Here is a 23,802-nt window from a genome sequence, read left to right on the forward strand (position 1 = left end):
CGGGTTTTCTACCCCAGACAGCAAAATTTCGCAACGACAACAACAAGGCAAGGAAGAATATCGGGGCCGGATGGCCCCGATGGCAGGCTGGTCAATCCTGGTGAAGAGGCGGCACTTCCCGCGCCAGCGCCTGTTTTTCAACGGCAAACCGTCCGGTCACCGCAAAACCGAGTGTTTCACCGGCAGGCGACTTGAACAACGCTTTCACGTCTGATGCTTCCTGTTCAATCTGCCAGTTCCCTTCGGCGCCGATCGGTGGCGGGCACACGGCTGTCGGGCAGCAAGGTGTCTTGACCATGATTGGCATGGTGCCATAGCGGACCTCGGTGCGTTCGCCCGTAAGGGTTTTCGCCAGAGCACGGGCGCAGGCCATCAACGGCAGTACATACAGCAGCACCTGGCCGTCCACTTCAGCGCAGTCGCCCAGGGCATAGACATCCTCTGCCGAGGTTTCCAGCGCACGGTTCACCTGTATGCCCCGCCCGGTGTCCAGCCCCGCGGCTTTCGCCAGCTCGGTTCGCGGCCGCAAACCAACCGCTGAAATCACCAGGTCGGCCTGCAGTGTTTCACCGTTACCCAGCGTCAGCCGGACGCCGTCTCCGTCCTCATCAACCCGCTCGACAACGGTTCCCAGGTGGAAACGAACCCCAAGCTCCGTCAGCTCATGGCGAACAGCCTCAGCGGCGGGCTCCGGCAACAGGCTGGGCATCACCGTGGCGTCCGGTGCAATCACGTCGACCTCATAACCACCATTGCGAAGATCGTTGGCAAACTCACAACCAATCAGCCCGGCCCCCATGATCGCTACCCGCTTACCGCCTTCCAGCGCTTTGCGGAATGCCCGGTAGTCCAGCAGGTCGTTAATGGAGTACACACGGTCCAGGCCATTACCAGCCAGACCAAGGCGGATCACGTCAGCCCCCCAGGCCAGCACCAGCTTGCTGTAACCTAGCCGTTCATCACCCAGGATCAACTCGTGCTTGCCGGTGTCTATACCGGTCACCGTGGTGTAGGTGCGTACTTCCACCCCAAGCTGCTCAGCCATGGCTTCGGTGTCGGCCTGGGCCAGCCCCTGGGCGTCTTTATCTTTGGTAAACCCGGTAGACAGCATCGGCTTGGAATAGCTGACGCCATCATCGGCGGTGACCATAACGATCGGGGTGTCTTTGTCCAGCTTGCGGAATTCGCGTACCAGCGAGTAGCCCGACAACCCGGTGCCTACAATCACAATCGGTGCCTGGTTGGTCATTCATCTGCTCCGTTTATCAGCCGATTTCGATCATCTCGAAGTCTTCTTTGCCAACGCCGCAATCCGGGCAAACCCAATCCTCGGGCACGTCTTCCCATTTTGTACCCGGCTCGATTCCATCTTCCGGCCAACCCTCGGCCTCATCGTAGATCAGGCCACAAACCACACACTGCCACTTCTTCATGCTATCTCTCCCATCAATGTTGGCGGAATATTATTGTCTGACAATGCAACAATCAAGCATCACTTTAAAGATTTGTCCGGACAGGCCAGACAACCGCAAAGGGCCATAATACTCGTACCATTGCCGATGACCAATGCCAGCACGGACGCTCATCCCGGTATATTTGTGCCAATAGCAGTAACTACAGATAGCTACCGGGCGCCACCCCCTCCCTTCAATGGCCCCACTTCGGTATAATCGCCGGTTTTACGACAGGATCCGACCGTTATGACCGATACCGTCGCCGACATGAACCAGGTCATGGCCGAAGCCGACTGCCTGGTGAATGAGCAGCAGGTGAGTGCCGCCATCGACACAATGGCCACTGCCATTACCGAGCGCCTTAAAGACAGCAACCCACTGCTGTTCTGTGTGATGAACGGCGGTCTTATACTGACCGGGCAACTGCTGCCCAGGCTTCTGTTCCCGGTCCAGGCGGAGTACCTGCACGCAACCCGCTACCGCCAGGAAACCACTGGCGGCATCCTGGAATGGAAGCTCCAGCCTGAGGCCGACATGAAAGGCCGCACGGTATTGATTGTCGACGATATCCTCGACGAGGGTACGACCCTCTGCGCCATTGCGGATTACTGCCTGGCTCATGGTGCCCAAGAAGTCCTGACCGCAGTTCTGGTCGACAAGGAGCACGATCGCAAGGCCCGCCCTGGCCTGAAAGCAGACTTCACCGGCCTGTATGTCGAAGACCGATTCCTGTTCGGTTATGGCATGGACTACAAGGGATACTGGCGCAACGCGCCCGGAATCTATGCCGTCAAAGGACTCTGACCACCGCAACGGGCCGATCATTCCCCCCACGCGCTGGTACCGTTCTCTTGCTGCCGCCGGGCTTCACAATCCGGCGGTGCACGGCCCGGCCCGGCACTGGCTCCAGGTGGAGGGCTCGTTTACCCGGGCGCTCCAACAACAGTGCCGTTACCGCTTTCACGTGGAAGTCTGCAACGAGGGCTTCGCCGTGCCAACACTTGAGGAAGCACGGCGCCTCGGCCTCGCGCCCCGGCAGCGGGCCTGGATCAGGGAAGTACGCCTGTGCGGCGATAGCCAACCCTGGGTTCTTGCCCGCACCGTCATTCCCCTGGCCTGCCTCGAAGGCAAGGGCCGACGCCTTCGCAACCTTGGCAACAAGCCTCTTGGTGCCTATCTCTTCAGCCGTCCTGAATGGCTGCGCGGCCCACTGGAAACCGGACTATGCCAGAACACCGATGACCAGCAACCACAATTGGCCCGGCGCTCCCTGTTTCACCGAGGCAACGAGGCCCTGATGGTGGGCGAGTACCTGCTGCCAACACTCTACCAACGGTAAACGCGGGTTTAACCGGCGCCGCCAGGCTGGCTATAATCAGCCACTGCCCACGCACCCGACCGATGGAAGATCCTTGCCATGCTGCAGAACGCCCTGCCAGAACACGTCCAGAGCCGTCTGGCCGACTACGCGAAGCTGCTGCGAATCGACCGACCTATTGGCAGCCTGCTGTTACTCTGGCCCACCTGGTGGGCTCTCTGGCTTGCCGCGGGCGGAATGCCGTCCCTGGCCAACATTGTGATCTTCACCCTGGGCGTGTTCTTCATGCGGGCGGCAGGCTGTGCCATTAACGACTTCGCTGACCGGGACTGGGACCGCCATGTCAAACGCACCAAAGACCGCCCCCTGACTACCGGTCGCATCCGGGCCTGGGAAGCCGTCGCCCTGTTTGCCGGCCTGTGCCTGGTGTCGTTCCTGATGGTCGTGCTGTTTACCAACTCGCTGACCCTGTACCTGTCGTTCGGTGGCGCTCTGCTGGCATTCATCTACCCGTTCATGAAACGCTATACCCACCTGCCCCAGCTGTTCCTGGGCGCCGCTTTCTCCTGGGCCATCCCCATGGCCTGGGCCGCAGAAGCCAACGAGCTGAGTCAGCTCACCTGGCTGCTGTTCACCGCCAACGTGCTCTGGACCGTCGCCTACGACACCCTCTACGCCATGGTTGACCGGGATGATGACGTCAAAGTAGGCATCAAATCGACCGCCATCCTGTTTGGTGAGGCCGACCGGGCCATTATCGGCGCCTTGCAGGCAATGGTGATTGTCATCCTGATCATGGTGGGCAACCAGGCCGAACTCGGCAGCTTCTACTACCTTGGCGTTGCCGCTATGGCCAGCCTGTTTGTCTACCACCAGTACCTGGCACGGGAACGCTCCCGGGACGGCTGCTTCAGGGCCTTTCTCAACAACAACTGGGCCGGCTTTGCGGTGTTCGCCGGCCTGGCCCTGGATTTGATGCTCTGACCATCCAGCCATGTCATATACTTGTAACAAAGACGCGTTGTAATGACCCAGCAACATTACTGGGGAGCCATTTTGCTCCCGGGGTCTGACACAGGTTAATGCTCATGACTGGAAAAACTGTCCTGATCGTCGATGACGAAGCACCTATCCGCGAGATGATCGCGGTCGCGCTCGAAATGGCGGATTATGACTACCTAGAGGCAGCGGATGCCCGCGAAGCGCATGCCCTGATCGTTGATAAACAGCCCGACCTGATTCTGCTGGACTGGATGCTGCCTGGCACCAGTGGCGTTGAGCTGGCTCGAAGGCTGAAAAAAGAAGAGGCCACGGCGGACATTCCGATCATTATGCTGACCGCCAAGGTTGAGGAAGACAACAAGATCCAGGGCCTTGAAGTGGGTGCCGACGATTACATCACCAAGCCTTTCAGCCCAAGGGAACTGGTGGCACGTCTGAAGGCCGTACTTCGCCGCGCAACGCCGGCCGGCGTCGACAGCCCTATTGAAGTGGAGGGCCTGACCCTGGACCCGGTCGGCCATCGGGTCACTTCCCCCGAGGGCGCACTGACCATGGGACCCACCGAATACCGGCTGTTGCAGTTTTTCATGACTCACCAGGAAAGGGTTTACACCCGCTCCCAATTACTGGACCAGGTCTGGGGCGGCAATGTGTATGTTGAGGAACGCACCGTTGACGTGCACATACGGCGCTTGCGCAAGGCGCTCGGCGACAAGTACGATCACCTGATTCAGACGGTACGGGGCACCGGTTACCGTTTCTCAACACGGGCCGCCTGATCCACACCGGCCGTCACGCATCAGCGCCGGACACACAACAAGGCAGACTTTGATGCAACACAACTGGTCAAGATATCTGCGTCTGATCATCGCCGGCCTTGCTGGCACCACCCTGGTGGGCTGGTATTTCGGCTACCCATTGTATGGCCTGCTTGCGGGACTGATGGCCTACCTCTGGTGGACACTGGGCCAGGCACGCCACCTCTACCAATGGCTGGCCAACCCCAGCGCCACCGGCGAGCCCCCAAAAAGTATCGGCCTGTGGGGTGACATCTTTGACAACCTGCACAAACTTCACCAGGGTCACCTGCTAACCCAGGACCGCCTGCGTGCCCGGATCAACCGGGTGCAGGAATCCACCAACGCCATGCGCGACGGGGTCATCATGACCGACGCCCGGGGCGCCATGGAGTGGTGGAATGGCTCAGCGGAATACCTCCTCGGTTTCAGGCGCAGCACCGACCAGGGGCAATACATCCACAACCTGATTCGCACACCGGCCTTCAAAGCCTACTTCGACGCTCGGGATTACCGGGAACCGCTGGAAATTCACTCTCCTGCCCGGCCCCACATCCACCTGCAGATACAGATCAGCCTGTTTGGCGATGACGACCGGCTGATCGTCGCCAAGGACGTCACCCGACTTTATCAACTGGAACAGATGCGCAGGGATTTTGTCGGCAACGTTTCCCATGAAATGCGCACCCCGCTGACCGTCATCAGCGGTTATCTGGAAACCCTGGTTGATCACGGTGACGAACTGCCCCCGAAGTGGCGACGGGCCATCAACACCATGGCGGCGCAGTCCTCACGAATGGAAGCCCTGATAACCGACTTGATCCTGCTGTCAAAGATTGAGACCGGAGAACACACCGGCGACGATGCCCTGACCGATGTCGAACATCTAATCAATCAAATCTGCCACGACGCCAGGGCGCTCAGTGGCGACAGAAATCACAAAATTCTGGTAGAGGTCACAGACCACCGGCTGTTACGGGGCGATGAGAGTCAGCTCAGAAGTGCCTTTTCAAACCTGATTTTCAATGCGGTGAAATACACCCCGGCCAACGGCAGCATTGAAGTCTCCTGGAGTGCCAACCGGGACGGCGCGCACCTGCGGGTAAAGGACACAGGTATCGGCATTGACCCGGTTCATATTCCCCGACTGACCGAGCGCTTTTACCGGGCAGACCCGAGCCGACACAAAGATACTGGCGGTACTGGCCTGGGGCTGGCCATCGTCAAGCATGTACTGATCAATCACGACGGCAATCTCGAAATTCGCAGTAAGGTTGGCGAAGGCAGCGAATTCATTTGTCATTTCCCCCGGGAACGTCTGGTGGAGCGGGTTCCGGAAACCAACGACAGCTGACTCGCCAGGCACCAGGATGCGCGAGCGACTACCTACCGGCGCGGAACCGCGCCACAAACCGTGACAGATCTTCCAGTTTTTTCGGGTCCTCATCGACAAACCGGATGGTGACGCTGACAAAGTCGGTATCCTGGCGTTTATCGACTGCCTGCAACTGGTGTACATAACCATTCAGCCGAGCCATCTGCCCGTCGCCAATATCAATATCCACCACCGCCTGATCCAGAATGCCGGGAAACTCCTGGTCCCGCTTGGCAATCACCCGAACTTCCGTCAAGTTGACATCTTTCACCACAGATTTCAGAGTGCTGTCGGAAAACCTGACCGAGGCCAGGCTCATGGGCCCGCGAGCAGCCGGTCTGGACGAGGCTTCTCGCCGCCCCCCCGCCAACAGCGGATTGTCCTGTTCCGCGGCAGCAGCGGCCGGTTCTTTTCGAGGCTCCGGAGCATCCCGCTTCTGGGTTAGCAGCGCCGCGGATTCCTTGAAGGCATCCGCCGGCCCCTCCATGGATTTGCCGCCTTTCTCCATAGCGTCTTTCAGGCGCCGCCCCATAACCTTGATAATTTTCTTGCTCAACCCCTCAGGACTGAATGGCTTGCCCAGGTACTCGGACACCCCTTCCTTGACCGCCTCAATCACATGGTCCTTATCGCCCCGGCTGGTAATCATGATGAATGGCACTTTCTCGTACTGAGGCTGCTGGCGCATCCACTGCAGCAGTTCCAGACCGGACATCTCGGGCATTTCCCAGTCACACAAAACCAGATCAAAATTGCTCCGGGACATCAGCGACTGGGCCCGGCGACCATTCTGGGCATCGGTAGTCTCGATCACCGGGAATCGCTGGCGTACGGTGCGTTTTACCAGATCCCTTACAAAACTGGCGTCGTCCACCACCAGCGCTTTCAGTGTTGCCATAAAACCATCCACTCCGGGCTTGCGTGCATCCGTAAACTATAGAACATCGCGGGCTCAGCGTGACCCACCCGCAACAAAAAGACGACAAACACGACAGATGCCATCAGGCATTAAAGAATTGTCACACACCTGGCCTTCAGGCAGTGTTTTCCCGGCTGGAAAACAGGCTAACATGGCGACATCGATCGCTTACCTTCGTCCCGAGAGGTTTACTGTGGCTCATCTGATTACACGGCCGAACATCCGCCGTACCCTGGCTTCCCTGTCGCTGTCGGCCCTGGCCTTTGGTGCTCAGGGCCAGAGCATACCGGTCATGACCGACGAGCAATTTGCCGAGTGCAAACAAACCCTCGAGGCCAGGGCTGTGGGTGCCGGCGTCAGCGAGGCTACCGCCCGGGACGTTCTGGCCAACGTTAACTATATTGAACGCGTGATTGAGCTCGACCGTCGGCAACCGGAGTTCACCACCACATTTGCCGATTACTTCAACCGCCGCGTGAATGAGTCCCGAATTACCAAAGGCCGGGAGTTACTCGAAACGCATCGGGATCTGCTCAACCGGGTTACCCGGGAAACCGGAGTTCCGGCGCCCTACCTGCTGGCGTTCTGGGGCCTTGAGACCAACTATGGCAGCTACTTCGGCAAGATGCCGGTGCCCAGCTCGCTGGCAACCCTGGCCTGCGACCAGCGCCGCAGCACTTTTTTTACCGAGCAGTTCGTTGCGGCCCTGAAAATCATTGACGAAGGGGCCATTCCCGCGGAACAGATGGAAGGCTCCTGGGCTGGCGCCATGGGCCACGTCCAGTTCATGCCCACCGTGTTCCTGCAACATGCGGTCGATGCCGATGGCGACGGCCGCCGGGACCTTTGGAACAGCCTGCCGGATGCCATGATGTCTGCGGGTAAGTTCCTCCAATCCATGGGCTGGGACGGCGAGTATCGCTGGGGCCGGGAGGTCCTTCTGCCAGCCAACTTTGACTTCAGCCTGTCCGATGGCCGCCGTTTGCCATTGGCTGAATGGCGTGGCATGGGCATCACAGACGCCTTTGGCAATGCCCTGGCGAACGAACCCATTGAGGCGGCACTGGTGGTGCCCAGCGGCCATCGGGGCCCGGCGTTCCTGGTTTACAGCAACTTCCGGGTCATCATGGGCTGGAACCGTTCGGAGTTCTATGCCGTTTCCGTTGGCCACCTGGCCGATCGAATTGCTGGCGCCGGCGGGCTTCAGAATCCACCGCCGGAAGATCAGCCCACCCTGTCCCGTGACCAGATCATCCAGCTTCAGGAGAGCCTCAACACCAAGGGCTTTGCGAGCGGCAACCCTGATGGCATCCTCGGTTCAAACACCCGTAAGGCCATTCGCGAGTTCCAGAAATCCCAGGGCCTGATTGCCGACGGCATGCCTTCGGAAGCCCTGCTCGAGACACTGAACGTGATCAGTGGAAGCTGACCCTTCCTGACCGTCAGCTATTTTTACACCTTGCCAGCCAGCCAGACAGCTAACCCCTAATTAACAAAGGGTTAGCTATCTGGCACGGATCTAGCTAATTGTTCCAACGATTCCCGAAGGTAACGGGAAAAACTGACTAGCTGGTAACAAGGTGAAGATCATGAACACATTGATGAAAGGACTCGTTGCAACTGCAGCCATGGGCTTTGCGGCGACAGCAGCAGCATTCCCGGTTGACCTGGAAAGCGTATCCGGTGCCTGGGGAAGCCCCACTGGCGGCAGCAATATCCAGGGCGTGGGAACTGATAATTTGCGCTGGGGAGAAGGTCTGGTTACCTGTTCCGGCAAACTTTGGTGGAAAGAATGTTCACAAGGGCCGCAAAGCGGGTATGGGTTTGAGGGTGCCAGCAACCTGCCTGAAACCATTACTTCCAGCGACCCGTTTGTTCTTGGCAGCTTCACCCACTTCAACAACCGGATTACCGGCGACAGCATCACTGCCGTAGATCTGGACGTTTATGCAACCTTCTCGACAACCCCGGACAACGGCACTGTCACTGGCCCCTATACGTTCCAGTTTTCCCATAACGAGACGCCAAATGTCTATTGTGGCCCACTGTCCTTTATCTTCGGTTGTTCAACCAAAGACGTTGATGACATTGTGCGCCTGGACAACATGATTGAGAGCTCAGAGTTCCAGTTCGGCTCCAGCATCTACTCGCTGACCCTGCTGGGCTTTGAGGGTGGCGTTGATGAGATTTATACCGCGGAAGGCAAGGCTACCTCGGTTAACCTGCTGGCAAAACTGAACGTTCGCTCCGTGCCAGAGCCCGGCACTCTGGCCCTACTAGGCCTTGGCCTGGCTGGTCTTGGTCTGGCCCGTCGCCGTAAAGTCTGATTCTCCCACACCGGCGGCCCGCCCGCCGGTGTCTTTCCTCCCAACCAGTGATCTGATTCCGGAATCAGCGCATAATATCTGGCATATCCCTCACGATATTGTCGCGGAGATTCATGGATTCCATTACCCAAGCCGCTCTCGGCGCTTCCATTGCCGGTGCGGTTGCCGGCAAAACACTCGGGCGCTCTGTTCTGCTCACCGGCGCACTGCTGGGCACCCTGCCTGACCTCGACGTGGTCATCGATTACGGCAGTGCCGTGGCCAATTTCACCCAACACCGGGGCTTCAGCCATTCCCTGTTTATCCTGATCCCGCTGTCGTTTCTGATTGCCTGGGGCTTGTGGCGCTGGAAACCCCAGCTTTCCTATCAACGGTGGCTGGCCTTGGTGGGCTTGATCCTCGTCACCCACCCCCTGCTGGATGCCTTTACCACCTATGGCACCCAACTGTTCTGGCCCCTGGGGGACCCGGTAGCCCTCCACAGCATTTTTATTATCGACCCTTTGTATACCCTGCCCCTACTGGCAGGCTGCCTGGCCTTCCTGATTCGCCCCCCGGCAACAAACGCCGTTACCGCGGGCCTGGTGCTGTCGACCCTGTACCTCGGCTGGACCCTGGTTGCCCAGCAGTGGATCACCGACAGGGTTCAGCCGGCGTTGGCGGAGGTTGGTATGAAGGAGGCGTCCTTGCTGGTTCAGCCGATGCCATTCAACACGATTTTATGGCGGGTAACCGCCATCACGGACGAACATAGGGTTGAAATAGTCACCGGGTTTCTTGATGGCAGCGATGAACTGACCCTGGAGCACTTCCCCCGCCGGCCCGAACTGGCGCAATCGGTTGCCTCCTTGCCGGAAGCCCGCCGTCTTGAATGGTTTACCCGAGGCTTTCTGGACTACCGGCTAGCCGGCAACCAGATCACCGCCACAGACATTCGCCTGGGCATTCCCGGCGCTCACCCGTTTACCTTCATTCTGGCGGAAAACTCCGAATCCGGCGTAACCCCCATCCCCAGCGGCCGGATGCCGCGGCCTTCGGTTAACCGAGACGCCCTGCCACTGCTCTGGTCAAGACTGACGGGGCGAACGCCGGTGCTCTGCCTGGCAACCTTGTCTGCGCCTCCGCAAGGGCACAGCTGCTGATGCGACTGGATCAGTTTGTCAGTAACAGCAGCGGGCTTTCCCGCAAGGACAGCAAGCGAGCGATTTCGGCCGGGCGGGTCCGGGTGGATGGGAAAATGACCAAGAGTGCCAACAGTCGGGTGCCGGAGCACGCAAAGGTGACATTGGACAACCAGGCGCTGACTCTGCCCGGGGGCCTGTACCTGATGATGAACAAACCGGCTGGCGTTATCAGTGCCACCAACGACAGCAGCCAGCCTACCGCTGTTGATCTTCTGCCCCCTGAACTGGCCCGACAGGTTCATATCGCTGGCCGGCTCGACAAAGACACCACCGGACTGCTACTACTGACCAGCGACGGCCAGTGGTCTCATCAGGTAACGTCACCACGCCGGGCTTGCCCGAAAACCTACCGGGTCACCCTGGCCGAACCGCTGGACGAACATGCCTGCCAGGCACTTGAGCAAGGTATCGAACTGAAGGGCGAGCAAAAACCGACGCTACCCGCCCAGGTGCTGCAACACTCGGCAACCGAGATCGAACTGACCATCCGGGAAGGCAAGTACCATCAGGTAAAGCGCATGCTGGCCGCGGTGGGCAACCACGTTGTGGCACTGCACCGACAGAGCATTGGCGATATCATTCTCGACCCGGCCCTGGTACCCGGACACTACCGCTCATTGACCGCGCAGGAAATCCAGTCCGTGGCAGAGCCCGATTAGTCAGTGGCAATACGCTCGAACTTCTGGGCTTCCAGGTTTTTTCGCACCGCGCCCGCCTCAAAGACTTCACCATTCATGGCGATATAGACACCCGGTGGCAGAAGCTGCGCCGCCGCCCAGGCAAAACCGATGTTGAAGATGGCATCGGTGCGGCGCATACGGGCGGGCTGCATCGCACCGGTCAGCACAATGGTGCGATCAGCCAACGGCTTCAGAACCTGGGCGGTTTGGGCCATGGTATCGGTACCATGGGTAATCAGGATTCTGGAGCAGTCCGAGGTACGAACAGCCTCCAGAATGGTCGCCCGGTCATCGTCAGTGAGCTCCAGGCTGTCCTTGCGCATCAGCTCGCGGATGATGTAGCCATCGTGGATATTGGACTCCCGGAGCAACTCCGGGAGCAGGCTCTCACCAATTTCAAACTTGCTGTTGGCATCAAAGTACACCTTGTCGATGGTGCCGCCGGTCGTCAGTATCTGGATCATCATCAGCTGAAACCTGTTATTGGTTGATACGCGCTGTCTGGCTTCCCTCGGTCGCCGCCCAGGCCGCGTTTTTCTCCTGCTCGTAGCGTTTTGCCGCAGCCGCCACCGACCCGGCGTCGCCACTCGCCAGCCAACGTTTGATTCGGCCGGCATCGCCCATCGGCGATCGGGTGCCCAACGAATCCAGCAGCACCGTAATCACCGGCTTGCTGTCCATTTCGGACACCATGATCAGGCAACGGCCAGCCTCCGTCAGGTAGCCCGTCTTGCTCAGCCCTACTCCCCAGCTTTGACGATGCACCAAGGCATTGGTGTTACCAAACGACAGGCTGTACCTGGGACCCCTGAATTCAGCACGGTAATAGCCAGTGGTCGAGTATTCGCCAATCAGCGGATACGCCAGTGCCGCATTGGCAAGACGTACCAGATCAGAGGCGCTGGAGACATTCTCGACAGACAGCCCGGTAGGATCAACAAACCGGGTGTTATCCATACCCAGTTCGGCAGCCTTGGCGTTCATCGCCGCGACAAAGCCATCGAAACCATCGGGATGGGATCTCGCCAGGGTGTAGGCGGCAAAATTCTCCGACGACATCAGGGCAATTCTCAGCACGTCACTCCGCTTCAATCGAGAGCCCACGCGAATACGGGTCCAGGCGTTTGCCGCTGCGGGCACGTGGCGCTCTTCGAAGGTCAGCCATTCATTCATGTCCTGGCCGGATTCCACAACCACCAGGGCGGTCATCAGCTTGGTGATTGACGCAATCGGAACCGGCCGATCGGCATTCTTGCCAAACAGCAGCGCGCCTTCTCCGGCAACCGCGGCGGCGGCATTGACCGATGCCAGTGCCGGCATTCCCTGACTCCCCGCCAGTACCGGGTTTGCCGACAACAACGTGACCGCCAGCAGCACCGGCATGATGAATAACCGCTTGATGAAAATCATACTGCGTTGCACTCCCGAACCTTATCCTGTCGCCTCGCCGAAACGCCTACTATACCAGCGCCAACCATCTGTTGCGCAGGTCTCATTTTAATCATGCGTTTTAAACAGCAAATGCAAAATACGATCAAATACATTAAAATTTGTTGAAATTCATATTGTTACAACGCGTTAACGGTTGTAATTTTAGGTAATCTTCAGCCGACCACGTTGCCAGGATGTTCACCGAATGGATTCCGAACCCGCAAACCAGACCAGCCGCCCCCCGCTGACCAGGCTGCCTTTTTTGCAATCACTGAATCGCTGGCTCCCCTTCCTCATCCTGTTTTTGGCCGCCGGCTACGGCCTAACCACTGCGCTCCTCAGTGCGCCTTCCGCCGCCCCCGACCAGACCCTGACGGCAACCATAGGCAGCGCTTCTCCAGTCAGGTTGCACCCGCAGTCCCACTACCTGCTCGCGCCACTGGCCGAGGTACTTGAGCAGCAACGCTGGCATTCCGGGAACTGGGAACCACTGTCAAAGGACCGTGCCGGCATCGGCTATCCGAGAATGCCCGCCACTTTCCGGATGACTCTGACAACCGAGGGACAGGAACCGGTCGACAGCCAACTGGTTGTACCGGCCCCCTATCTGGATCACCTCCAGCCGGCTCTGATTCATCCGGACGGTACCATCGAGACGCTCCCGGTGATGGGTGACCAATACCCGTTTGATAACCGCTATGTGGCCCTGCCCCAGTGGATCTGGCCCGTCACTCTTCAGCCCGGCGAAACCGTGTTGCTGATGGAGGTGAGGAACAGCGGCCCGGTGATGTTGCCGCTGTCTGTTGCAGGAGGCAATGAGGTCGTCAGCGAAGGTACCTTCAGCACCGCGTGGAAATCGTTTGTTACCGGATTGCTGGTGTTCGCCCTTTTGCTCAACCTGAGCATCGTCGCCAAGCTGAAACGCCCCGGGCTTGCCTGGCTCAGTGTGCTGATGATCGGCGTCATTTACAGCCAGCTGGTTATGGATGGCCTCGGGCTATGGTTATTCTGGCCGGGCATGCCAGAGCTCAACTCACTGCTCTCGGTCAGCCTGTCGCTGTGCCTGATCGCGCTGTGCGAATTCACCCCCCATTTCATGGTCATCCACCGCACGGGCCGCAGAATTCTCCGGGGCTTCAGCATGGCTGCCGGGCTGCATTTGCTGGCCGCCCCGTTACCACTGCCATTACTCGGACAAGACGTTTTTCTGATCATCAGCGCCGCCGGTGGCGCCTTCATCCTGGCCCTGGTCCTCAGCCAGCTTCGCAAACACGTTTACGCCCGCTATTACGCACTGTCGGTGCTTGCCATTGTCCTGGGTGCCGTCATTAGTTCCCTGAGGACCATCGGCTGGTTCCCGGTCACACCGCTGACCGACTCCGCCTTCTTTCTGGGGGCAGCCGCCGGATCGCTGATACTGACCAGCGGTGTTGGCCGTCTGCTGCTGGAAGAGCGTAAGCGTCGCCTGAGCTCAGACATTCGGGTGCAGGAGGAACAGAAACTGCGAGCCCGCATCGAGCGGGATTATGACCGGGTACTGAAAACCCATCGGGTTACCGGCAAACCGAACCGGCCGATGCTGGAAGAAGCCCTGGGCAACATCGACTGTCAGCAAACCCCCTACACGTTGTGCCTGATCCGCCTGGCGCGGTTCAACGAACTGGAGCAGGCCCTGGGCTACCGGACAGCCGAAGACCTGCTCAAACAATACCTGCGTCTATTGAACCGCTACCTCAAACGCACTCTCGGTGATCGGCTCATCATGATCAATGGCTACGGCATTGCCACACTCGACACCGTCAACCACGCCTTCGCCATGGATCGCGGCAGTGATCCGGCACAGGATCGCGAATTACTGGAAACCATCAGTCACTGGCTGTCAGAGAACTTCCGTGAGGGGCGGTTTTCGTTCTCCTGGGCGGCATCGATGGGGGTCGCCTATGCGCCTGAGCACGGTACCGATGCCGCCAGTGTGCTCTCCTCCGCCGGTTTTGCATCACTGGATGAAACCCGCCCGATGGCGATCTACGACCCGGCCATTGCCGACTGGCAGTACCAACAGCAAATCCTGATGCTGGATGTTGAAGATGCCCTGCGCTGCGGCGACATGTGGCTGGAATACCAGCCCAAGGTGAGCATTCGGGATGGCAAGGTGCGCTCAACCGAGGCGCTGATTCGCTGGCAACATCCGGAATTTGGCCGGATTCCCCCGGATCACTGGATTCCCCTGGCCGAACAGGTGGGTATCATTCATTCCGTGACCTTGTGGGTACTGGACCAGGCCTGCCAGGATTTTACAGCCTTGCAACAGCGTTACGGAGATAGCATCGGTGTTGCGGTTAACATCTCTGCCAAAGACGTTGCCCATCCATTGTTCCATGAGGAAGCCGGCGCCATCACCCGCCGGCACGGGGTCAGCCCCGACCAAGTCATTCTTGAGATTACCGAAACCGCCGCCATGGCCGACCCGGAAGTGGCCCGGCGCGCCATCCGCACCCTGAGCAGCATGGGGTTCCGCATTGCCCTTGACGACTTCGGTTCCGGGCACTCATCCCTGGGCAACCTGGCCAGCTTCCCGCTGGATGAACTGAAGATTGACCGCAGTTTCCTGCAAGACGTACTGCTTTACCCGGTCCGCCAGAAAATTCTGCGAGCAGCCCTGGAGTTAGGCGAGGCGTTGGACCTTGATGTGGTTGTTGAAGGGGTAGAGGATGAAGCCATCGCCCTGTGGCTGCAGCAGTTCCCCGGCCTGCACGGCCAGGGTTACTACTGGGCACGCCCTGAAAGGGTCAGAGCAGCGCTGGTCAGCCCCCGATAATCACTGAGCCGCTGCCGATCGTCACCCCGCCGCAGGATACAGCGCTACCAGTGATGGCAGCCGGCTTGCCATTGATCATTACCGAAGATGACCCTTCTGCGATCACTCTGGGGTGGCTGGAGTGCTTGGGCTTGGAATGGGGTGCCAGGGGGTCGCCCAGACGGGCAACCGGCTTGCCATCCACGAGTACATCGGGAGAACCGGCGAGAACCGGGGTGGGCGGGAAACCCTGATGGTCTGAACCAAGATCTCCCAACAGCACGATAGCTTTGCTCATTGTCTGATTCCTTTCAGGACAAGTTTGAAAGAAACATCCTATAACGTTTCTACCGATAACCCAACCCATCGCTCGTGGCTTTGTGACGCTTCCGAAAAGATGCAATTACGACTGACCTGAATCAAGGGCTCCCCGGGCCGGGCGTTTTACACTTCTTTCACACTCTCAAGCTCGAAAGCCATGGAGGCCGCACCATGCCATCGCCCAACGTACAAGCTCCATCGCCGGCTGCTGCATACAACAGTGCAGCCTACCAACGCTGGCAGCAGGGCTATGGTGTTATCCGCCACTCGGAAGACACCGAAGCCAGGGTTCAGGCCCTGGCCCGAAAACTGGTGGCGGATGGCCTGCAGCCCGATACCGATACCGTCTACCAGAAACTGGCGTACCTCGACCGGCTAACCAGCGCAGGGCTCTGGCTGGTGGTGCACATGACCTACTGCAACCGGGTGGACATTTCCGGGGCGCCTCTGGCTGCCCAGGATTTCAAGGCATCACCTGAAGGCCATACCGGTGGCGCCCTCAATATGGTGCCTGCCTACGCAGCTTATCTGGCCTTGAACAACCTGACCGGGCAAACCCGGAGCTGGCTGATGGGCCAGGGCCATTGCGTTGCCGCCGTCGACGCCCTCAACGTGTTGACGGGCAACCTGCATCCGGAACAGCGGGCGCGCTACCTGGCACCTGAAGGTTTGTCGCGGCTCGCCGCTGACTTCTACAGCTACCGCCAGAAGCCCGACGGTGCCATGGCCTCTCCCCTCGGCAGCCACGTCAATCCGCATACCGCCGGGGGCATCCTGGAGGGCGGCTACCTGGGCTTTGCCGAACTGCAGTACGCCCACATGCCGCTGCCGGGCGAATCGCTGGTGGCCTTCCTCTCGGACGGCGCCGCCGAGGAACAGAGAGGCAGCGACTGGATTCCGCGCTGGTGGCGGGCAGACGATTGCGGGCAAGTTCTGCCGATCATGATTGCCAATGGCCGAAGAATTGAACAGCGCACCGAGCTGGGCACCAGGGAAGGGCTGGAACGCTTCGCCGAGCTGCTTGAGGCACATGGATTTGAGCCGGTACGTTTCGATGGCAAAGACCCGGCGGCGTTTGTCTGCACCCTGCTTGATATGGAACGGACACTGGCGGCCCACGGCGACGCCGCCAGCCGGGGTGAAGCCAGCTACCCTGTCCGTATCCCCTACGGTATCGCCGAAACCACAAAGGGTTTCGGGTTCTACGGTGCCGGCCAGAATTCCGCCCACAACCTGCCCCTGCCGGGCAACCCACGGCTGGATACCCGGGCCCGGGACCTGTTCAACGAGCACATCCAGCCCCTGTGGGTACGTCCGGAAGAACTTGAATGGGCCGTCGCTGCGCTTAATGAGCACCGTCAGCAACAGCGCCCCCTTGAGCGGGATCACTCCCTGGCACTGCGCAACCCACGTGAACCCCAGGTTCCGGTATTGCCTTACAGCCAGGACAAGTCATCACCGATGACGGCAGTGGACGCCTTCTTCCGGGCACTGACCAAGAGCAATCCGGATCTTCGGCCCAGAGTAGGCAATCCGGATGAACTGGCAAGCAATCGGCTGACGGGTGTTCTCAAGGACCTCAGGCATCGGGTAAACGATCCGGAAAGCGATGACGAATCCATTCACGGCCATATCATCACTGCCCTCAACGAGGAAGCGGTGGTCTCTGCCTGTCTGGGGAACAAGGCAGGCCTGAATCTGGTCGCCAGTTATGAGGCCTTCTGCGTAAAAATGCTCGGTGCGGTGCGGCAGGAGCTGATCTTTGCCAGGCACCAGAAAGAGGTGGGCAGGCCCGCCCGCTGGCTTGGCTTCCCGATCATAGCCACCTCCCACACCTGGGAAAACGGCAAGAACGAGCAGTCCCATCAGGACACCACGTTCTGCGAGGCCATGCTGGGTGAAATGAGCGATGTATCCCGGGTGCTTTTCCCTGCTGACTACAACAGCGCCCTGGCGGTTCTGCCGTCGGTATTCACCGAGCGCGGAAGAATCAGCTGCATGGTTATCCCGAAGCGCGACCGGCCCTGTGTGTTCAATGCTAACGAGGCTGAACGCCTGGCCAGGCACGGCGCCCTGGTGGTCGACGAAGACACCTCCGCCGGTGAGGAGCCCCTGCTGCTGATTGCCAATGGTGCCTATCAACTATCAGAGGCCATTCGCGCCTGCGAACGTTTGCGGGAAACCGGAACGCCGTTCCGTCTGGTCTACTTACAGGAACCGGGCCGGTTCCGCCAGCCCCGGGATCCCCTCGAAGCGGCAGCCTGCCTGACCGAGTTCGAGCGGGAACGACTGTTCCCGCACCGGATGCAGCGGCGAGTGGCGCTAACCCACATGCGCCCGGAAGTATTCCGGGGACACCTGCACACTCTGTTCCCCCAGCCCGCCCATTCACGGGTATTGGGATACATCAACCGCGGCGGCACCCTGAACGAAGCCGGCATGCTGTTCGCCAACCAGTGTTCCTGGGGCCACGCTCTGGCGGCCTGTGCCGACGTTATGGACAAACCACCGGGCGAGTGGCTGTCCAGCGCAGAACTGGCAGCCGTGGAAGGTCGCGGAGATCCTTCGGTGATAACCCGGGGCTTGCCCTGAGCACCCCGGGGGGCGAGATCCCTGGCGCAAAATCCCACAAGAGGCGCTGATTTCCCATTTGATGCAGTGCAGAGTTTGGCATAATCAAGAAAATCTCGCCGGAGGGACCCCACATGAGCGAAGTTCCGACTCAGCCATCATCGGCAGGAGCACCAGGCCACACCACTGACTTGAATCGTCCCTGGCATAGCATCGGGTCTGAAGAGGCCCTGATCGCCCTTGAAACCGATCATCGCGGCCTTGCGGAGTCCGAGGCCAGCCAACGCCTTGCCAGTTATGGCTATAACCGGCTGCCTGCGGTCGATGGCCCTGGCCCACTCATTCGCTTCTTGCGTCAGTTTCACAACATTCTGATCTACATCCTGGTTCTGGCTGCGCTCGGCACAGCCTTGCTTGGGCACTGGGTGGATACCGGTGTCATTCTCGGTGTCGTTCTAATCAATGCCCTGGTCGGCTTCTTCCAGGAAGGCAAAGCCGAGCGCGCCCTCGGCGCCATTCGCAACATGTTATCACCGACCGCCCAGGTCATTCGTGACGGCAAGCGCCAGGAGGTTGCCGCCGAAATGCTTGTGCCTGGCGACATTGTCAGACTCAAGGCCGGCGATCGTGTACCGGCGGACATTCGACTGATCGAAAGTGCCGACCTGAGAATCGAAGAAGCAGCCCTGACCGGTGAATCCGAAGCGTCAGATAAAGAGGAAGCTGAACTGGAGGAAAAACTGCCCCTCGGGGATCGGGCGAATATGGCTTACTCCAGCACACTGGTCACCTTTGGCAATGGCTACGGCGTTGTGGTGGGCACCGGCCAGCAAACAGAGATTGGCCGCATAAGTGAGCTGATGGAGTCGGTAGAAGCTGTCACAACACCCTTACTGCGCCAGGTCGCCATCTTCGGACGATGGTTGAGTGCTGTGATCGTGATGGTATCAGCCCTGACGTTTGCTATCGGCTACTGGGTTCGCCAAACCGAGCTCGCAGAGATGTTTCTTGCGGCGGCCAGCCTGGCCGTTGCGGCCATTCCCGAGGGGATGCCAGCTATCCTCACCATCACGCTTGCCATTGGCGTGCAGGAAATGGCGCGCCGAAACGCGATCATCCGACGATTGCCCGCGGTCGAAACCCTAGGTGCCGTAACCACAATCTGCTCGGACAAAACCGGCACCCTGACCCGAAATGAGATGAAAGTCGAGACGGTAGAAATGGCTCACCGGAGCCTGACCGTCAGCGGTGTCGGTTACGAACCCGTCGGGGAGTTTGAGGAATCCGGCAAGCCGTTCGATCCAAACGACGACCCGGCCGTGATCCAGATGTTACGGGCAGGACTTCTTTGTAATGATGCCGAAATTGCAGAAAAGGCCGGCGATTGGATACTCAATGGAGAGCCGACAGAAGGCGCTCTGGTGGCAGTCGCGCGCAAGGCGGGGCTGAACCCTGACGACCTGAACCATCGTTGGCACCAACTGGATCGCATACCGTTTGCCTCCGAACATAAGTTCATGGCCACCCTGAACAGGGACGACGAACATGGAACCGGAAACTGGATCTTTCTCAAGGGCGCACCCGAACGAGTTCTGGAAAGATGCTCCACACAAATGGGCACAACTGAACCGGAGCCACTGGACAATGATTATTGGCATGATCGGATGCAGGCTATCACCGACGAAGGCCAGCGAGTTCTGGCGGTGGCCTGCCGAAAAGTGCCAGGCGACCTGACTCATCTGGAATGGCACGAAGTCGAGTCTGACCTTGTACTGTTGGGCTTGTACGGCATCATGGATCCCCCAAGGCAGGAGGCCATTGAGGCGGTGTCACAGTGTCAGGCAGCGGGAATCCGGGTCGTGATGATCACCGGCGACCACAGCGGCACCGCTCAGGCTATCGGCCGCCAACTCGGAATTGCCGGGGAGGAACCGGCAATGACGGGGCAGCAGCTTGAGGCCCTATCGGAGCAAGAACTGGTCGAAGCCGTTTCCCGGGTAACCATTTTTGCCCGCACCAGCCCGGAACACAAACTGCGGCTGGTCCGTGCGCTCCAGGCCCATGGAGACGTCGTGGCCATGACCGGTGATGGCGTAAACGACGCACCAGCGCTGAAACAGGCCGATGTCGGTGTAGCGATGGGCAAGAAAGGCACCGAAGCTGCCAAAGAGGCCTCCGAGATGGTGCTTGCCGATGACAACTTCGCCACCATCGCCCGCGCCGTGGAACAAGGCAGAACGGTTTACGACAATATTCGCAAAGCCATTCTTTACCTGTTGCCGACCAACGCGGGCCAGGGTCTGACCATTTTCATGGCGGTCCTGCTGGCGATGCCATTACCACTGACACCGGTTCAGGTACTCTGGGTCAATATGGTGACGGCTGTCACGCTGGCCATGGCTCTGGCCTTTGAACCCACCGAACCAGGCACCATGGCGCGCCCTCCCCGCAGTTCTCGCCAGGCCCTGATGTCCGGTGGGTTTCTATGGCGCATACCGTTTGTCGGGCTACTGCTGTGGGCGGGCACTTTCGGTCATTTCTACTGGCTCACCAGCCAGGGAGCGGATCTTGAACTGGCCCGCACGGCAGCCATCATGACACTTGTAGCCGGGCAGATTTTCTACCTCTTCAATGTGCGCCACCTGTATTCCTCGGTGCTCAACTGGCGCGGCCTGTTTGGCAGTCCTCCTATCTGGATCGCCATTGGCATTCTGGTGATTTTGCAAGCCGCCTTTGCCTATGCGCCGCCCTTACAGTTGCTGTTTGGCACCACGGGGCCCGGTGCAACGAACCTGTTACTGAGCCTGACGTTCGGGTTTTTTCTGCTCTTGGTGGTAGAGCTGGAGAAGTGGATTATCGCCCGCCTTTCCACGGGCGCGAGCGACAACCGTGATTGAACTGACCCGGGCAATGCCCGGGCCCATCGTGATATCACCCTGCAGATTGCTCCAGGCGGCGCCCCTCGGAACCAGGCAGTGTGCGCAGAGAAATCGTGGCCTGACTGAGGCTCTCATAGCTCCGGCTTTTCACGGTATCCAGAAAACGCCATTCTGAACGCGCCTCGGTCGGGGTAAACGTCACCAACATATAGCCTCTTTGGCTGATATTGAGGCTCTCCAGATCATCAACCAGTAACGCGATGCCCTGCTCAGCTTGCGGAATCATCTCTGCCGGCAGCCCCAGATACCCCTCAAGCCCAGGCGAGGTCACCGAGGCCGTGGCGAACTCCACGCCAATCTGTCGCCCTTCAATATCCCGGAGGTTGTTGGCCCACGCGTTGTGGGTGTCACCGGCCAGCACCACCAGGTTCCTGTCCAGCTGCCGGGCGGTGGCGAGAACCACTTCCCGTTCGTACTGGTAGCCGTCCCAGGCATCCAGGTTATAGGGTGCTGCCAGTTCAAGCCGTGCCAGTTCCTGCTCGGTAAGCGTGGGATCACCCTGCAGCGCCCGGGCTTTCAGCGTCGCCAGTTCGGCCAGTGATGCCGGCAGGTTTTCCAGATTCTGTGTCGCAATGGCCATCAGCAGCTCGGCGGGCAGGTTCATGCGCCCCATCAGCACCTGCTGGCCAAGGACTTGCCAGGTACCCGTCCCCTGCGCGAGTGCCGACTGCAACCACAAAAGCTGTTCGGCGCCCAGAAGGGTGCGGTTCGGATCTCCCACGGCCAACCGGAAAGCATCCACATCCAGGCCACCCTCCCCGAGGTAGTTCATGTAATCCAGCTGCTGGTCACGGCCAATAATGCGGGTATCCAGCATATGCAGATCAACCAGGTCGCCAAACCGGAAACTCCGATAGATGGTTTCGTTACTGCCCTGAATCACCGGGCGGATCGGCATCCACTCAAAGAAGGCCCGCAAGGCCGCCATTTTGCGTTCCCCGAAATCACCTTCGCCGAGCTCCGGATTGTGATTCTCTGCACCCTCGCGCCAGGTGTCGTTGGTGACCTCATGGTCATCCCATACCACGATGAACGGCATAACGCGGTGCAGTTCCTGAAGGTCATCGTCCTTACGATAAATGCCGTAGCGTTGGCGGTAATCCTGCAGAGTAATCAACTCCCGATTATTGGCCTCCGGGAAGGTGCGCCCCAATGCCTCGGCGTCAGCTGCTGCGTAGCTGTCGGCCTCACTGCTGTATTCGTAGATATAGTCTCCCAAATGAACCAGGGCATCCAGATCCTGTCGGGTGGCAATCTCCCGATACACATTGAAATAGCCCGCCGGATAGTTGGAGCACGAGACAACAGCCAGCTTCACTTGATCAATGCTGCCCTCGGGGAGGGTTCGGGTAGTACCAACAGGCGATGTGCTGTTGGCGGAGCGGAAACGGTAGAAGTAGCGCTGGCCATCGGATAAGCCCCGGGCATCCACCTTCACCGTGTAATCATGCTCCGCGCTGGCCTCGGCAGTGCCGGAGTGTACGATCTCATCAAACTCGGCATCCCGGGCAATTTCCCAGCCCACGTCTACGGAGGTACCCCGATCCGGCACCGCACGCGTCCAGAGTATGACGCTATCCTGCAACGGGTCGCCACTGGCGACACCATGGGTAAATTCAACACTGCGCTTATCGCTGCTGTCGAACACACAACCCGCCAATCCGGTTGAGACAGCTACTGCCCCCATCCCCAAGGCCGAGGCTTTCAGAAAATCCCTGCGTGTTAACCGTGCCATTCTGTTCCCCTTATTATTCATTCTGAGCTTGTCCTGTTGTTGGCAGCCGCACGACTTGCGACCGCAGATCAAACGCTAGACTGCTCAGATGAAAACCGCGTTGCCGGATTGCGACATCCCTGTGGCAAATGCCGACAACTGGGGAAAGGCAGGCACCAGGTCACAAAAAAAGGGAGCCGAGACTCCCCTTTGATAGCTGATGATTGGCAGGTTGTGGCTACCCGCTGACAAACACCGGGCCGACACCGAAGTTCCAGAGAATGACCGAGCCGACACGAGTAGAAACGAGAATCACCAGGGCAACGGTCAGCAGGGCCCCGCCGTACATGACCGCACGCTCTTTCTCGATCCCCATCACGATGGGCAGGCCGTCATACATCAGCCAGGCACCGTAACAGGCTGCCGCCAGAAACACGGCCGCGTTGAACCATGGCACCGGGTACAACAACGCAAAGCCAGCCAGGAACAGCGGAGTGCAGGAATAAGCCGCAAGGGCAATACCGTTGGAAGGTACGTGTTCCTCTTTGGCACCGTAGGTTTTTGCCATCCAGTTAATGGCGTAGCCCAGGGCAAAGACGCCCACCAGCATCGCAATGTATGTCAGGACGCTCAGCTGCAACGCACTGATTTCCGTTAGCTTGATCAATCGCTCGTTGCCGACGGACCAGCCAAAATGCGCGGTTGAGATGTAAGCACAGATCGGCGCGATGGCTGCCAGAATAACCACATAGGCAACATACAGCCGGGTTGGATGTTCGTGTTCTTTCTTTATGGATGCCCACTCTTGGTCCGGGTGGGTAAACAGACCAAACGCGTGTGACAGGAGCATAGACCACCCCCTCGTTATTGATGTTATTGGTATGGGTGGATACGGTGCCTGAACGAGTTCAGACTTATCACCGTTCCTGTTCTTAACTATAGTCAAGAACGGTCAGGTTGAAAGCAGCACCTG

The 23,802-nt window shown here is 59.1% G+C and carries 20 protein-coding genes; 12 read left to right on the top strand and 8 right to left on the bottom strand.

What is annotated here, in order from left to right; genetic code table 11:
- Positions 1 to 91 precede the first annotated feature (91 nt).
- Positions 92 to 1,249, bottom strand: coding sequence for an NAD(P)/FAD-dependent oxidoreductase (locus tag QUE75_RS17990; protein ID WP_061330842.1), 1,158 nt, complete (start codon positions 1,247 to 1,249; stop codon positions 92 to 94).
- Positions 1,250 to 1,265: 16 nt separating this feature from the next.
- On the bottom strand, positions 1,266 to 1,433 hold the full coding sequence (locus tag QUE75_RS17995) for a rubredoxin (RefSeq protein ID WP_008173532.1): 168 nt from the start codon (positions 1,431 to 1,433) through the stop codon (positions 1,266 to 1,268).
- Positions 1,434 to 1,700: 267 nt separating this feature from the next.
- Here QUE75_RS17995 and QUE75_RS18000 point away from each other — a divergent pair, with 267 nt between their 5' ends.
- The 5 genes from QUE75_RS18000 to phoR all read left to right on the top strand — a co-directional run bounded on the left by QUE75_RS18000 (position 1,701) and on the right by phoR (position 5,925).
- Positions 1,701 to 2,258, top strand: coding sequence for a hypoxanthine-guanine phosphoribosyltransferase (locus QUE75_RS18000; protein WP_061330843.1), 558 nt, complete (start codon positions 1,701 to 1,703; stop codon positions 2,256 to 2,258).
- Positions 2,239 to 2,793, top strand: a complete 555-nt coding sequence (locus tag QUE75_RS18005) for a chorismate--pyruvate lyase family protein (protein WP_061330844.1) — start codon at positions 2,239 to 2,241, stop codon at positions 2,791 to 2,793. The genes QUE75_RS18000 and QUE75_RS18005 overlap by 20 nt, the downstream gene beginning before the upstream one ends.
- A 78-nt stretch (positions 2,794 to 2,871) precedes the next feature.
- Positions 2,872 to 3,756: a 4-hydroxybenzoate octaprenyltransferase gene (ubiA, locus tag QUE75_RS18010; RefSeq protein WP_286252233.1), complete on the top strand. Its 885-nt coding sequence runs from the start codon at positions 2,872 to 2,874 to the stop codon at positions 3,754 to 3,756.
- Between the two features lie 104 nt (positions 3,757 to 3,860).
- Complete coding sequence (gene phoB, locus QUE75_RS18015; protein ID WP_058091532.1) at positions 3,861 to 4,553, top strand: phosphate regulon transcriptional regulator PhoB; 693 nt, start codon at positions 3,861 to 3,863, stop codon at positions 4,551 to 4,553.
- Between the two features lie 52 nt (positions 4,554 to 4,605).
- The gene (gene phoR, locus QUE75_RS18020; protein ID WP_286252236.1) at positions 4,606 to 5,925 is read left to right on the top strand and encodes a phosphate regulon sensor histidine kinase PhoR; all 1,320 of its coding nucleotides are present in this window, start codon (positions 4,606 to 4,608) and stop codon (positions 5,923 to 5,925) included.
- Positions 5,926 to 5,953: 28 nt separating this feature from the next.
- Here the strand turns inward: phoR and QUE75_RS18025 are convergent, their stop codons facing one another.
- A complete protein-coding gene (locus QUE75_RS18025) occupies positions 5,954 to 6,844 on the bottom strand; it encodes a response regulator (RefSeq protein WP_286252239.1) in 891 nt (296 codons plus the stop codon).
- Positions 6,845 to 7,058: 214 nt separating this feature from the next.
- On the opposite strand from QUE75_RS18025, the gene QUE75_RS18030 reads away from it, so the two are divergent.
- The 4 genes from QUE75_RS18030 to QUE75_RS18045 all read left to right on the top strand — a co-directional run bounded on the left by QUE75_RS18030 (position 7,059) and on the right by QUE75_RS18045 (position 11,035).
- Complete coding sequence (locus QUE75_RS18030; protein ID WP_396631717.1) at positions 7,059 to 8,294, top strand: lytic murein transglycosylase; 1,236 nt, start codon at positions 7,059 to 7,061, stop codon at positions 8,292 to 8,294.
- A gap of 160 nt (positions 8,295 to 8,454) precedes the next feature.
- Positions 8,455 to 9,192, top strand: coding sequence for a THxN family PEP-CTERM protein (locus tag QUE75_RS18035; protein WP_061330849.1), 738 nt, complete (start codon positions 8,455 to 8,457; stop codon positions 9,190 to 9,192).
- 113 nt (positions 9,193 to 9,305) lie between these two features.
- On the top strand, positions 9,306 to 10,334 hold the full coding sequence (locus QUE75_RS18040) for a metal-dependent hydrolase (protein ID WP_286252244.1): 1,029 nt from the start codon (positions 9,306 to 9,308) through the stop codon (positions 10,332 to 10,334).
- Positions 10,334 to 11,035 carry a pseudouridine synthase gene (locus tag QUE75_RS18045; protein WP_286252246.1) on the top strand — a complete coding sequence of 234 codons (702 nt, stop codon included), beginning with the start codon at positions 10,334 to 10,336 and terminating at the stop codon, positions 11,033 to 11,035. Before QUE75_RS18040 ends, QUE75_RS18045 begins: the two co-directional genes overlap by 1 nt.
- Here the strand turns inward: QUE75_RS18045 and QUE75_RS18050 are convergent.
- A complete protein-coding gene (locus QUE75_RS18050; protein ID WP_286920553.1) occupies positions 11,032 to 11,520 on the bottom strand; it encodes an asparaginase domain-containing protein in 489 nt (162 codons plus the stop codon). The genes QUE75_RS18045 and QUE75_RS18050 overlap by 4 nt on opposite strands.
- A 16-nt stretch (positions 11,521 to 11,536) precedes the next feature.
- On the bottom strand, positions 11,537 to 12,466 hold the full coding sequence (gene pbpG, locus QUE75_RS18055) for a D-alanyl-D-alanine endopeptidase (RefSeq protein WP_286252249.1): 930 nt from the start codon (positions 12,464 to 12,466) through the stop codon (positions 11,537 to 11,539).
- Between the two features lie 226 nt (positions 12,467 to 12,692).
- Here pbpG and QUE75_RS18060 point away from each other — a divergent pair, with 226 nt between their 5' ends.
- The gene (locus tag QUE75_RS18060) at positions 12,693 to 15,305 is read left to right on the top strand and encodes an EAL domain-containing protein (RefSeq protein WP_286252250.1); all 2,613 of its coding nucleotides are present in this window, start codon (positions 12,693 to 12,695) and stop codon (positions 15,303 to 15,305) included.
- Here QUE75_RS18060 and QUE75_RS18065 read toward each other — a convergent pair.
- Entirely contained in the window at positions 15,292 to 15,582 is a 291-nt protein-coding gene (locus tag QUE75_RS18065) for a type VI secretion system PAAR protein (RefSeq protein WP_061330853.1), read from the bottom strand. The genes QUE75_RS18060 and QUE75_RS18065 overlap by 14 nt on opposite strands.
- Positions 15,583 to 15,776: 194 nt before the next feature.
- Between QUE75_RS18065 and QUE75_RS18070 the strand changes: the two genes are divergently transcribed.
- Complete coding sequence (locus QUE75_RS18070; RefSeq protein ID WP_286252251.1) at positions 15,777 to 18,197, top strand: phosphoketolase family protein; 2,421 nt, start codon at positions 15,777 to 15,779, stop codon at positions 18,195 to 18,197.
- A gap of 113 nt (positions 18,198 to 18,310) precedes the next feature.
- A complete protein-coding gene (locus tag QUE75_RS18075; RefSeq protein ID WP_286252252.1) occupies positions 18,311 to 21,073 on the top strand; it encodes a cation-transporting P-type ATPase in 2,763 nt (920 codons plus the stop codon).
- Positions 21,074 to 21,107: 34 nt separating this feature from the next.
- On the opposite strand, the gene QUE75_RS18080 is transcribed toward QUE75_RS18075, so the two are convergent.
- Together QUE75_RS18080 and QUE75_RS18085 are read right to left on the bottom strand one after the other, a co-directional pair.
- On the bottom strand, positions 21,108 to 22,850 hold the full coding sequence (locus tag QUE75_RS18080; RefSeq protein WP_286252254.1) for an alkaline phosphatase D family protein: 1,743 nt from the start codon (positions 22,848 to 22,850) through the stop codon (positions 21,108 to 21,110).
- Between the two features lie 217 nt (positions 22,851 to 23,067).
- A complete protein-coding gene (locus QUE75_RS18085) occupies positions 23,068 to 23,679 on the bottom strand; it encodes a Yip1 family protein (protein ID WP_072676108.1) in 612 nt (203 codons plus the stop codon).
- Between the last annotated feature and the right edge of the window lie 123 nt (positions 23,680 to 23,802).

The sequence above is a fragment of the Marinobacter shengliensis genome (genome assembly GCF_030297115.1).
GTDB classification, from domain to species: Bacteria; Pseudomonadota; Gammaproteobacteria; order Pseudomonadales; family Oleiphilaceae; genus Marinobacter; species Marinobacter shengliensis.